Annotated in this window: 9 protein-coding genes; 7 read left to right on the top strand and 2 right to left on the bottom strand. The window is 69.0% G+C overall.

Features of this window, described 5'->3' with window-relative positions:
* Window positions 1-27 precede the first annotated feature (27 nt).
* Complete coding sequence (locus ACFOYW_RS01330) at window positions 28-819, bottom strand: IclR family transcriptional regulator (protein WP_390226775.1); 792 nt, start codon at window positions 817-819, stop codon at window positions 28-30.
* 226 nt (window positions 820-1,045) lie between these two features.
* On the opposite strand from ACFOYW_RS01330, the gene ACFOYW_RS01325 reads away from it, so the two are divergent.
* From ACFOYW_RS01325 to pth, 5 genes are all read left to right on the top strand, one after another.
* Window positions 1,046-2,245 (top strand): mandelate racemase/muconate lactonizing enzyme family protein, encoded by a 1,200-nt coding sequence (locus ACFOYW_RS01325; RefSeq protein WP_390226774.1) that lies wholly within the window; start codon window positions 1,046-1,048, stop codon window positions 2,243-2,245.
* Complete coding sequence (locus tag ACFOYW_RS01320) at window positions 2,242-3,699, top strand: aldehyde dehydrogenase family protein (RefSeq protein ID WP_390227353.1); 1,458 nt, start codon at window positions 2,242-2,244, stop codon at window positions 3,697-3,699. The genes ACFOYW_RS01325 and ACFOYW_RS01320 overlap by 4 nt, the downstream gene beginning before the upstream one ends.
* A gap of 111 nt (window positions 3,700-3,810) precedes the next feature.
* Window positions 3,811-5,526: a dihydroxyacetone kinase family protein gene (locus tag ACFOYW_RS01315; protein WP_390226773.1), complete on the top strand. Its 1,716-nt coding sequence runs from the start codon at window positions 3,811-3,813 to the stop codon at window positions 5,524-5,526.
* 212 nt (window positions 5,527-5,738) lie between these two features.
* The gene (locus tag ACFOYW_RS01310) at window positions 5,739-6,353 is read left to right on the top strand and encodes a 50S ribosomal protein L25/general stress protein Ctc (RefSeq protein WP_390226772.1); all 615 of its coding nucleotides are present in this window, start codon (window positions 5,739-5,741) and stop codon (window positions 6,351-6,353) included.
* Between the two features lie 110 nt (window positions 6,354-6,463).
* Entirely contained in the window at window positions 6,464-7,054 is a 591-nt protein-coding gene (gene pth, locus ACFOYW_RS01305) for an aminoacyl-tRNA hydrolase (RefSeq protein ID WP_390226771.1), read from the top strand.
* Window positions 7,055-7,073: 19 nt separating this feature from the next.
* Here the strand turns inward: pth and ACFOYW_RS01300 are convergent, their stop codons facing one another.
* A complete protein-coding gene (locus tag ACFOYW_RS01300) occupies window positions 7,074-7,364 on the bottom strand; it encodes a Dabb family protein (RefSeq protein ID WP_390226770.1) in 291 nt (96 codons plus the stop codon).
* A gap of 56 nt (window positions 7,365-7,420) precedes the next feature.
* On the opposite strand from ACFOYW_RS01300, the gene ACFOYW_RS01295 reads away from it, so the two are divergent.
* Entirely contained in the window at window positions 7,421-8,134 is a 714-nt protein-coding gene (locus ACFOYW_RS01295; protein WP_390226769.1) for an alpha/beta fold hydrolase, read from the top strand.
* 77 nt (window positions 8,135-8,211) lie between these two features.
* Window positions 8,212-11,850: a transcription-repair coupling factor gene (gene mfd / locus ACFOYW_RS01290; RefSeq protein ID WP_390226768.1), complete on the top strand. Its 3,639-nt coding sequence runs from the start codon at window positions 8,212-8,214 to the stop codon at window positions 11,848-11,850.
* Window positions 11,851-11,935 lie beyond the last annotated feature (85 nt).

The following is an 11,935-nucleotide window of genomic DNA, read 5'->3' as shown; positions in this document are numbered from 1 at the left end:
GGAACATAACTGCTTCGCGTGAAGGCGTCAAGACCTCCGCTTGTCGAGCGCCGGCTGGCCCAGCGGGCGCCACAGCTTCCCGTGGTCGCGCGCGAGTTCGCTGACGGCAGCGGCGACCGCCTTGCCCATCTGCGCCCTTGTCGCGGTCTCGATCAAGGGGCCGGAGAGGCTCAGAGTGTAGATCTCCTGCCCGACCGCGACGGCGGTGCCCACGCAGCTGAACCCGTTCTGATACTCGCCGTTCTCGATCGAGTAGCCGCGCTTGGCTGCCGCCAGGACATCACTCCGCAGCTTCTCCGGGTCGAGGATCGTCTTCGGCGTGAAGGGAGCGAGCCGAGCGGTCTCGTAATCGAGCGGCTCGAGGCCGATCTGCGGAGCGAGGGCGAGCGCCGCCTTCCCTGCGGCGGTCGCGTGCAGCGGCATACGAGCGCCGAGGGTCGAATAGCGCACGAGGGTGACCGGCGGGTCGAACTTGTCGATCACGGTGATGGCCTGCGCGTTGAGAACACCGAGGTGAACGGTGACGTCGAACCGGCGGGACAGCTGTCCCGCCGCGAGCCGGAGCGGACTCGACGCGACCGTGTCCTCGATCATGCCGAGGCCGAGCTCGGCGAGCTTGAGCCCAAGGCGGTAGGCGCCGTTCGCGTCGCGCTGCACGAAGCGCGCCTGCTCGAGCACCCGCAGCGTGCGCAGCAGCGTGCTCTGGTTCACCGCAAGCGACTGGGCGAGGTCGACCAGGCGCTGCTGGGGCGTCGTGGCGAGCTCTTCGAGGACCTCGATCGCTCGCTGCAGGGTCCCAACTTCGTACTGCTTTTCCAATTCGTACCTCCGTCGGATGCGAACGTGACGAGGCCACCAGCGCTGCGCCTAGAAGCATATGGTCCTCCTTCGCGGGCGCGGCAGTCGTTCGGCGCGTCGGACTGCCGTGCGGGTCGTGGCTTGACGCGCTCCGGCCCCAGCGGTTATGTTCCAACTAGCGCAATTGAGTTGCACTATTTGAAATAGTTCCGAATTCGTTTCTCAGTGTCGAGAAGGAGATCGCAGCGTGCGCATCGAAGCACTCGAGCCCATCAGCGTCGACTTCGGCTGGCGCACCATCTCGTACCTCAAAGTCTCGACGGACGCCGGAATCGTCGGGTGGTCCGAATTCAGCGAGAGCTTCGGCAACCCCGGCCTTGCCGGGGTGATCACTGCCATGAGCCCTTACGTCGTAGGACGGGATCCCCGCCGAGTCGAGCTCGTGACTCACGACCTGGCCATGTTGGTGCGCCCCGCACGCGGAGGCGTGAACCGCCAGGCGATCGCGGCGATCGAGAACGCACTGCTCGACATCAAGGCCCGGGATCTCGACGTCTCGGTATCGGACATGCTCGGCGGGAAGGTCCGTGACAGCATCCCGGTGTACTGGTCTCACGCGGGGTTCTACCGACTGCCGAAGTTCGCCCCGTACGTCGGGGTTCCGCCGCTCACCAGCTATGACGATGCGCGCGCCTTCGCCGCGTCGGTGCGCGCGGCAGGCTTCACCGGCATGAAGACCAATGTCCTCGGCTTCGGCGACACCGGAGTCATCGGACGAACGAATCCGTATGCGCGAGCCGTTGCTACGACGGGCCGTGGCTGGGACACGCGCATGATCGACCAGCTCGTCGCGACCGTCGCGGCGTTCCGCGAAGGCGCCGGTGACGACGCCGACATCTACGTCGACGTGAACTTCATGTTCGACCTAGAAGGCTACCGGCGGGTCGCTGCGGCTCTCGCTCCGTTTGGGCTCGCGTGGCTCGAGTTCGACCACCAGGACGCGGTCGGCATGGCGCGGGTGCGCCACGAGGCGGCGATGCCCATCGGCTCGGGCGAGGCGATCTATGAGCGCGTGGGGTACCGCCCGTTCTTCGAAGCGGGAGCGTGGGACGCCGCGATCGTCGACGTGCTATGGAACGGGTACCTCGAGTCGCTCAAGATCGCGAGCATGGCGGAGGCCTACTCGATCCCCGTCGCGCCCCACAACTTCTATGGGCACCTGGCGACCGCGATCAGTGCCCACTTCTGCGCCGCAGTGCCCAATCTGCACGTCATGGAGCTCGATGTCGACAGCGTCGCCTGGCGGGACGAGCTCGTGGTCGAACCCCCGCGCGTCGAGAACGGCATGCTTCAGGTCCCGTCCGGGCCGGGTTGGGGAATCGAGATCGATGAAGCCGCACTACGGCGTCATGCGCCGACGAAGGAGAGCGAGACACCGTGGAAATGACGCGGCCGTGGAACCGGCATCAGGAGCAGCTGTTCATCGATGGCGTATGGGTGGACCCGGGGTCGGACTCGAGGATCGAGGTCAGGAATCCGGCTGACGATTCTGTCATCGCTCGGATCGCTGACGGTGGCCTCGACGATGTCGAGCTGGCCGTAGCGGCCGCGCGACGCGCCCTCGCGGCGTGGAGCGCGAGCTCGCGTGACGAGCGACTCGGCATCCTGCATCGCATGGCGGATGCCTACGAGCGCAGGATCCCCGACCTCGGCGCGGCCGTCATGGCCGAGATGGGCGCCCCGAAGCGCCTGGCGTACGGTTCGCAGGCCGAGATCGGTCTCATCCACATCCGCGACACGATCGCCACCCTCGAATCCTTCATCTTCGAGTCGACCGAGCGGAACACCACCATCCGACGCGAGCCGATCGGCGTGTGCGCGCTCATCACGCCGTGGAACTGGCCGCTGCATCAGATCATGTGCAAGGTCGGCCCCGCGCTGGCCACGGGCTGCACGATGGTGCTCAAACCGAGCGAGCTTGCGCCACTCGACGCCGTCATCTTCGCCGAGGTCCTCGAGGAGGCGGGTGTGCCGGCGGGCGTCTTCAATCTGCTGCAGGGCACCGGCGTTCGCGTCGGTCAGGCTCTCGCGGCTCACCCGTCCGTCGATCTCGTCAGTTTCACGGGGTCGACGCGCGGTGGCGTCGCGGTCGCGGCGGCCGCGGCACCGACGGTGAAGAGGGTCACGCAGGAACTGGGCGGCAAGTCCCCGAACCTGATCCTCGAAGACGCGGACTTCGAACGGTCGGTGCGGGACGGTGTGGCGTTCTGCTACATCAATTCCGGCCAGTCCTGCGACGCGGCGACGCGGATGCTGGTCCCCGCGGACCGCGTCGACGAGGCGGCGCGGATCGCTGCCGACGAGGCGCGCACCTTTGTCACGGGCGACCCGGCGGCGGAGGGGACGCAGCTCGGCCCGCTGGTCAGTCGGGCGCAGTGGGAGCGGGTGCAGCGGCTCATCGAAGCCGGTGTCGATGAGGGCGCCGAGCTGGTGGAGGGCGGCCTCGGGCGCCCAGACGGGCTCGAGAACGGGTGGTACGCGCGTCCGACCGTCTTCGCGAACGTCCGGAATCAGATGACCATCGCGCGGACGGAGATCTTCGGCCCGGTGCTCAGCATCATCGGGTATCGCACGCAGGAGGAGGCGGTGGCGATCGCGAACGACACCGACTACGGCCTCGCCGCCTACGTACAGTCGGCCGATCCAGAACGGATCGCGACCGTGGTCCGGCAGCTCAAGGCCGGCCAGGTCCGCGTGAACGCGGCATCGGTCGACCCGCTTTCGCCGTTCGGGGGATACAAGCAGTCCGGAAACGGGCGAGAGAATGGCGGCTTCGGCTTCGACGAGTACCTCGAGACGAAGGCTGTCGTCGGGTATTTGCCGTCACCCTCGGCTGCCTGAGTATGCTGCGTATCGCCGGCGCGGTGACGTGCGTCGCCTCGCATATGACCGCCTGGGGGCCGGTGCGCGTGAGCGCTCCGGCGCTCGGACACCACTCGACCGGGAGCCCGCGTGAAGAAGATCATCAACGATCCTGAGCACTTCGTCGACGAGTTCCTCGAGGGCATCGTGCTGAGCCACCCCGACGAGGCGCGGTTGGTCGCAGGCGGTCGCGGGCTGGTTCGCGCCGACGCCCCGGTGCCGGGCAAGGTGGGCATCGTCACGGGCGGCGGCTCGGGCCATCTTCCGGCGTTCCTCGGCTACGTCGGCCGCGGGCTGCTCGACGGCGCTGCAGTAGGCAACGTCTTCTCGTCGCCGTCGGCCGAGCAGATCGCCGCGGTGACGCGCGCCGTCGACGGCGGTGCGGGCGTCCTCTACCTCTACGGCAACTACGGCGGCGACGTGTACAACTTCGACATCGCCGGCGACCTGGTCCGCGCGAGCGGCATTCGCACCGAGACGGTGCTCGCCGCCGACGACGTGGCGAGCGCTCCGCGTGAGCAGGCGCAGCGCCGTCGCGGCGTGGCCGGCGGCATCGTGTTCGGATTCCTCGCCGCCGGCGCCGCAGCGGAACGGGGTGATGACCTCGACGCGGTGGCGGCGGTCGCACGCCGGGTCGGCGAGCGGGTGCGCACGGAGGGCGTCGGCCTCTCGCCGACGATTCTGCCCGCCGCCGGCAACCCGACCTTCGAGCTGCCGGACGGCGAGATGGAGATCGGCATCGGAATCCACGGCGAACCGGGTCTGCACCGTGGCCCGCTCGAATCGGCCGACGAGATCGCCGACCGGCTGCTCGACGCGATCCTGGCCGACCTGCCGGACCTCGGACGGGATGACCGGGTGGCGGTGCTCGTCAATGGTCTCGGTGCGACCCCGCTCGAGGAGCTCTACGTCGTGTACCGGCGGGTCGCCCACCGCCTCGCAGCGCTCGGGATCGACATCGCCATGCGGCTCGTCGGCGAGTACGTGACGAGCCTCGAGATGGCCGGCGCGTCGATCTCGCTGCTGGTTCTCGACGACGAATTGGAGGAGCTGCTGAGTGGGCCGGCGGTCTCTCCGTTCCTCCGACGGGGAACGGACGTCGGGAGCCTTCGCTCCGGCGCCGGGCCGGCCGCTGCCGGTGCCAGCGAGGCCGTGGAAGAGGACGATGAGATCCCGCTTCCGGCTAGCGCGCTCGGCGCGCTGCTGACGGCGGTGCTCGAGCGGATGCCGGCCCACGCAGACGAGCTGCGCGAGCTCGACGCCGCGCTCGGCGACGGGGACCTCGGCATCACCGTGTCCGCCGGAGCGCGCGCATCCGTCGCCGCCATCGCGCGCAATCCGGGGGCGCCGGGCGGTGTGCTGCTGCGCCGGCTCGGTGCGGCCTTCGCGTCGGCCAACCCATCGACCTTCGCCGCGCTCGTCGGCGGGGGCATCCTCTCTGCCGCCGTCGACCTCGGCGAGGCCGACATCGCGGACCGCGCGGCCGTTCTCGCGTGGGCTCGCGCCACCGCCGGGGAGATCGCGCGCCGCGGAGGCGCACAGCCGGGCGACAAGACCGTGCTCGATGCGGTCTCGCCGTCGCTCGATGCGTTCGAGGCCCGGCTCGACGGCGACGCCGTCGAGGTCGTCGAGGCGATGCTTGCGGCAGCCGAGGCCGCGGTCGCGGAGCTCGCCGAGCAGACGTCCGCGCGCGGTCGCGCCGCGTGGCTGCAGGCACGCAGCGCCGGCCTGCGCGACCCTGGCATGGTCGCGTACCGGGACTTCCTCGCCGAGCTGCGCGCCGTGCTCGGGGCCGAAGTCGGCTGACGAGCCACCCGGGTGCGCCTGGTAAGCTGAGCCGGAACTTCGGCGAGGGGTGCCGCTGTGTTCGTTCGGCGACTGTGTTCGTTCAACGATTCAGAAGGCATCCGTTATCGACGCGGTGGAACCGGCTTCACGTCCTTTCCTCACGCAGTCACGCGTTCGAGTTGAAATCACATTCCCCGTGGGCCGGCGCCCACTGACACGAAAGCACTGAGATGTCTGACGAGAACAAGCTCGTCGCGGAAGTCCGCGACTCCTTCGGCAAGGGCGCTGCGCGCAAGATCCGCGCCGCCGACAAGATCCCGGCCGTGATCTACGGCCATGGCAGCGAGCCGCGCCACGTCACCCTGCCGGGCCACGAGACCATGCTGATGATCCGCAAGGCGAACGCGATCCTCGAGCTCGACATCGCGGGCACTACCGAGCTGACCCTCGTGAAGGACGTGCAGCGCGACCCGGTGCGCCAGATCATCGAGCACATCGACCTGATCATGGTCCGCCGCGGCGAGAAGGTCACGGTCGACGTGCCGGTGCACGTCGAGGGCGAGCCCTTCGGCAACGCGATCGCCGAGCAGGACGCCAACACGGTCTCCATCGAGGTCGAGGCGACCAACATCCCCGAGCGCATCGTCGTCGACGTCGAGGGCAAGGAGGCCGGCACGCACATCACGGCTGCCGACCTCGAGCTGCCGGCCGGCGCCGCACTGCTGAGCGACCCCGAGACGCTGATCGTCGGCATCGTCACGCCGGCCGCGCCGGTCGACGAAGAGACCGAGGGCGCGGCTGAGGCCGCCAACGCGGAGGCCGCTCAGGCGTCCGAAGGCGAGTAAGAGCACTGCTTCACCTCGTGGGCCACTAGGTTCCGTGTTGCGCGCCCGTCACCCGGGCAGCGCAGGGCGGAAGCTGGTGGCCCTACGTGTTTCGCGTAAGTTTGGAAGCTATGGCAGCAAGCGACACGTGGCTCGTGGTAGGCCTCGGAAACCCGGGGCCGGCCTACGCGAACACGCGGCACAACGTCGGCCAGATGGTGCTCGATGAGCTGGCGACGCGAGCATCCGCGACCTTCAAATCGCACAAGACCAACTCGCATGTCGCCGAGGGCCGCGTGCACCCGGGTGCGCCCAAGCTGATCCTCGCGAAGTCGAACGGCTACATGAACACCTCGGGCGGCCCGGTCTCGCAGCTGCTGCGCTTCTTCTCTCTGGCGCCTGCACAGCTGATCGTCGTGCAGGACGAGCTCGACATCCCGTTCGACACGTTGAAGCTCAAGTTCGGCGGCGGTCACGGCGGTCACAACGGCGTGCGAGACATCATCAAGGCCGCGGGTACGGGAGACTTCACGCGCGTGCGCGTGGGCGTGGGCCGACCGCCCGGGTCGACGGATGCCGCGGACCACGTGCTGAAGGGATTCAGCGCCGCCGAGCGCAAGACGCTGCCGATCCTCATCGCTGATGCGGCGGACGCCGTCGAGCTCATCACGACCGACGGGCTGACGGCTGCTCAGCTCAAGTTCCACACGAAATCGGCGTAGCGGCGCCGGGGCCGAGCCGTCAGAGAGCGGTGTAGTCGATCTCGAGGAAGTCGGCGACCTCCGACTCCCACCGCGTGCTCACGAACTGGACGTGCTTCGGGTTCGAGTTGTAGCCGTCGTAAGCCGTCTGGTCGTCGAATTCCATCGACAGGCCGAAGGCGAAGTCGTTCTTCGGGCTGACCTCGCGGAGCGACTCGAACTTGTGAACGCCGGGGATCTCGGCGAGCTCGGCCGCTGCGGCGAGGAACGCGGCCTCCTCAGCGGAGCCTGCAGGGTGGACGAGGTGGAAGGCGACGGTATGCCGGATCATCTCTCCACCCTAGATTCCCCAGCCCCCTCGCGCCCGTGCCCCGCTAATCTCCGAGCATGAAGCTGTTCACACGCGAATGGGGCGACGGGGCGCGCGTCGCGGTTCTGGTCCACGGTGTGATGAGCAGCTCGCGCAACTGGCGTGAGCTCGGTCCGGAGCTGGCACGGCGGGGGTACCGGGTGATCGCGGTGGACCTGCCGGGGCACGGTCAGAGCCCGCGGGCGCAGAGCTACACGGCCGAGCTGCTGGTCGAGAGCCTGCTCGAGAGCGTCCCGGCGGCCCCTGAGCTCGCCATCGGGCACTCGCTCGGCGGCTTCACGCTCAGCCGCGCCGTCGACCGGCTGCGTCCTGCGCGCGCCGTGTACGTCGACCCGGCGTTCTCGGCCCCGCGGCTGTCGCTGCTGGTGCGAACCCTCGCGTGGCCCGCGTCGGGGCGGTTGCTGAGGTCGACGCCGGCGAAGATCGCGAAGGCGAACCCGCGCTGGGCTGCGGAGGACACGGTGATCGAGTCCGAGGATTTCCACGCGTTCGACCCGGCGTTCCGTGCTTTCCTGCTGCGGCGCGACATCGCCGACGTGCTGGTCGGGCCCGAGCATCCGATCGTTCCGTCCCTGCTCGTGCTTGCGGACGGCTCGAGGCTCGTCGACCCCGCCCGCGCGGCGCGGCTCGCCGACGCGGGCTTCGTCGTGCGCGTCGTTCCGGGCGCGACCCACACCGTCAATCGGGACGATCCGGCCGCGTTCCTCACGGCGCTCGACGGTTGGATCTGAGTCCGACCCTGAGCCTGGGCCTGGGCCTGGGCCTGGGCCCACGCGCAGTGTCGGCGCCCTTCCGTAGACTTGTGGGCGTGGTACTCGAGGGATTGATCGAGGCGCTTTCGCGCGCCCAAAGCTTTGACGACGCCCTTGTGTACTCGGGCCAGAGCGCCGATTTTCAGGCCACTGACGGCATCCGCCTGCCCCTGCTGGCCGCCCTGTTCGCCAAGCGCCCGGCGCCCGAGCGCGCGCTGCTGCTGATCACGCCGACCGGCCGCGATTCTGAAGCCGTGCGCACCGCGCTCCCGAGCTTCGCGCCCGACGCGGAGATCATCGAGTTCCCCGCGTGGGAGACACTGCCCCACGAGCGGCTGAGCCCCTCTGCCGAGATCGTGGGGCGCCGGCTCACTGCCCTGCGGCGCCTGGCGCAATGGCAGGCGCAGCGGCCGGCTGACAGGCATCCGCTCATCGTCGTCGCCAGCGTGCGCGCCGCGTTGCAGCCGGTCGCCGACAACCTGACGGCGATCGAGCCCGTCGAGCTCGAGCTGGGGCATCGCGGCTACGACCTCGATCGCATCACCCAGACCCTCGTCGACCTCGCGTACACGCGCGTCGACATGGTGACGCGCCGCGGGGAGTTCGCGGTGCGCGGCGGAATCCTCGACGTGTTCAGTCCCGTCGCCGATCACCCGTATCGCATCGATTTCTTCGGCGACGAGGTCGATCAGATCCGGTGGTTCTCGGTCGCCGACCAGCGCTCGCTGACCGAGCTCCCGCCCGCGCCCGCGAAGCGCGATCAGTCACCTGACCTCGCCGCATCGTCGCCGGTGGCCGTCTCGGCCGCCGGTCCGCACAGGGCCACCCTGCCGCCGAGCCGCGAGCTGCTGCTGTCGGAGAGCGTGCGACAGCGCGCGAGAGAGATGCAGCACGAGTTCCCCGGACTCGCGAGCGTGCTCGAGAAGGTCGGTCAGGGCATTCCCGTCGAGGGCATGGAATCCCTCGCGCCTGCGCTCGTCGACAAGCTCGTGCCGGTCACGGCCTACCTGCCCGAGGGCGCGAGCGTCGCCGTGATCGCACCCGAGAGTGTTGCGAGCCGTGCGATGAGCCTCGCGGAGACGAACCGCGAGTTCCTGTCCGCCGCATGGAGCGCGGCGACCGTCGGCGCGGCGGCCCCGATCGACCTCGATGCGGGCGACTTCCTCACCCTCGAAGAGCTGAAGGCGAGCGTGCCGGGCCAGCCCTGGTGGACCTTCTCGACCTTCGACGGCGGCGAAGGCGGCGACGCGGTGCGCGTGGCCGGTGCTGCGGTGCCGAGCTTCCAGGGCAACGTCAGCGGTGCGCTCGAGCACGTTGGCGAGCTGTTGCGAGACGGGTGGCGCGTCGTCATCGCGGCGGCCGGTCAGGGTCTCGTCGAGCGCGCGGCTGATGTGCTGTCCGAAGCGGGCCATGCCGCGCGCGTGGTCGACGAGTATGCGACGGATGCCGAACCCGGTGTCGCCTATCTGGTCAAGGCCGCGGTGGAGCACGGCTTCGAGCTTCCTGACGACAAGCTCGCGCTGATCGGCGAGACCGAGTTCTACGGCCGCACGATCGGCTATGACAGCCGGCAGGTGAAGAAGCTCGGCAGCCGGCGGAAGAACGTCGTCGACCCGCTGCAGCTGAAGCCGGGCGACATCGTCGTGCATCAGACGCACGGCATCGGCAGATTCGTCGAACTGGTGCAGCGCGAGGTCTCGAGCGGTGGCCGGAATGCCGTGAAGACCACGCGCGAGTACCTCGTGCTCGAATACGCGCCGTCCAAACGCGGGCGCCCCGGCGACAAGCTGTTCGTGCCCACCGACCAGCTCGATCTGCTGACCCGCTACGTCGGCGGCGAGGACCCTGCGCTGTCGAAGATGGGCGGCAGCGACTGGGCTGCGGCGAAATCGAAGGCACGCCGGGCCGTGCGCGACATCGCGGTCGAGCTCGTGAAGCTGTACTCGGCTCGCATGGCCGCCAAGGGCTATGCGTTCCCTCCGGATACGCCGTGGCAGCAGGAGCTGGAAGACGCCTTCCCGTTCGCCGAAACGCCCGACCAGCTGCAGACGATCGATGAGGTGAAGGCCGACATGGAGCGGCCGATCCCGATGGACCGCCTGATCTCCGGCGACGTCGGCTTCGGCAAGACCGAGATCGCGGTGCGCGCCGCGTTCAAAGCGGTGCAGGGCGGCAAGCAGGTCGCGGTGCTGGTGCCGACGACCCTGCTGGTTCGCCAGCACTTCGAGACGTTCTCGGAGCGATTCGCCGGATTCCCCATCCATCTGCGCCAGCTGAGCCGGTTCCAGACCGACAAAGAGGCGAAAGAGGTGCTCGACGGTCTCGCCGACGGCACGGTCGACGTGGTCATCGGCACCCACCGGCTGCTGTCGCAGAACGTCGTGTTCAAAGACGTGGGGCTCGTGATCGTCGATGAGGAGCAGCGCTTCGGCGTCGAGCACAAGGACGCGCTGAAGAAGCTCAAGACCAACGTCGACGTGCTCGCGATGAGCGCGACCCCGATTCCGCGCACGCTCGAGATGGCCGTCACGGGCATCCGTGAGATGTCGACGCTCGCGACGCCCCCCGAAGATCGCCACCCGATCCTGACCTTCGTCGGCCCCTACAACGACAAGCAGGTGGCGGCGGCGATCCGGCGCGAGATCCTGCGCGAGGGCCAGGTGTTCTTCGTGCACAACCGCGTCTCGTCGATCAACCGGGTCGCGTCGCAGCTGGCGGAGCTCGTGCCGGAAGCGCGCGTCGCCGTCGCTCACGGGCAGCTGCCCGAGCACGTGCTCGAGCAGATCGTCGTCGACTTCTGGGAGCGCAAGTTCGACGTCCTGGTCTCGACGACCATCATCGAGACCGGCCTCGACATCGCGAACGCCAACACGATCATCATCGACCGGGCCGACAAGTACGGTCTCTCGCAGCTGCACCAGCTGCGTGGTCGTGTCGGGCGCGGCCATGAGCGCGCCTACGCGTACTTCCTGTGGGACGAGAATCGGCCGCTGTCCGAGACCGCGCACGACCGGCTCTCCACCCTCGCCGCGAACAACGACCTCGGGTCGGGAATGCAGATCGCGCTCAAGGACCTCGAGATCCGCGGCGCGGGCAACCTGCTCGGCGGGGAGCAGTCGGGGCACATCGCCGGCGTCGGCTTCGACCTCTACCTGCGCATGATCGGCGAGGCGGTCGGGCAGTTCCGGGGCGACGTTGCAGAAGGCCAGACCGAACTGCGCCTCGAGCTTCCCGTCGACGCGCACATCCCTGAGGACTACGTGGATTCGGAGCGCCTGCGTCTCGAGGCCTACCAGAAGCTCTCGGCAGCATCCGGGCCCAACGCACGCGCGAACGCCATCGACCTCGTCGTCGACGAGCTCACCGACCGCTACGGCGAGCCGCCCGAGCCGGTGCGGAACCTGGTCTCCGTGGCGCGTCTGCGCCGGCATGCCCAGCTCGCGGGGCTGTCCGAGGTCGTGACGATGGGTTCGAACGTGCGCATCGCGCCGGCCGAGCTCGCCGACTCCATCCAGGTTCGCCTGCAGCGCCTCTACCCGGGCGCGAGACACTTCCAGCAGCAGAGCGCGATCTCCGTGCCGATGAAGGTCGTCGACGGGCATCCGCTGCTCGATGCCGAACTGATCGAGTGGGTCGGCCAGCTGCTCGGGGCGATCTTCCCGCTGCCCGAGAAGGTCGAGGAGGGCGTCGCCTAGGCTGGTCCTCTTCGGTGCGGCGACTCGTCCGGCCGCGCCCCACGCCCGTATGATCGGCTGACCGAACCGCCCGCCCCGTGACACC

The sequence above is a fragment of the Gryllotalpicola reticulitermitis genome, from assembly GCF_042651345.1.
GTDB lineage: Bacteria > Actinomycetota > Actinomycetes > Actinomycetales > Microbacteriaceae > Gryllotalpicola > Gryllotalpicola reticulitermitis.
Note: the sequence above shows the minus strand (reverse complement) of the source record. Positions and strands in the feature narration are given on the sequence as shown.

Excerpts from the sequence above, each read along its gene's own strand:
- ACFOYW_RS01295 (WP_390226769.1), top strand. The coding sequence starts at position 7,421 with ATGAAGCTGTTCACACGCGAATGGGGCGACGGGGCGCGCGTCGCGGTT.
- ACFOYW_RS01320 (WP_390227353.1), top strand. The coding sequence starts at position 2,242 with ATGACGCGGCCGTGGAACCGGCATCAGGAGCAGCTGTTCATCGATGGC.
- pth (WP_390226771.1), top strand. The coding sequence starts at position 6,464 with ATGGCAGCAAGCGACACGTGGCTCGTGGTAGGCCTCGGAAACCCGGGG.
- ACFOYW_RS01300 (WP_390226770.1), bottom strand. The coding sequence starts at position 7,364 with ATGATCCGGCATACCGTCGCCTTCCACCTCGTCCACCCTGCAGGCTCC.
- ACFOYW_RS01310 (WP_390226772.1), top strand. The coding sequence starts at position 5,739 with ATGTCTGACGAGAACAAGCTCGTCGCGGAAGTCCGCGACTCCTTCGGC.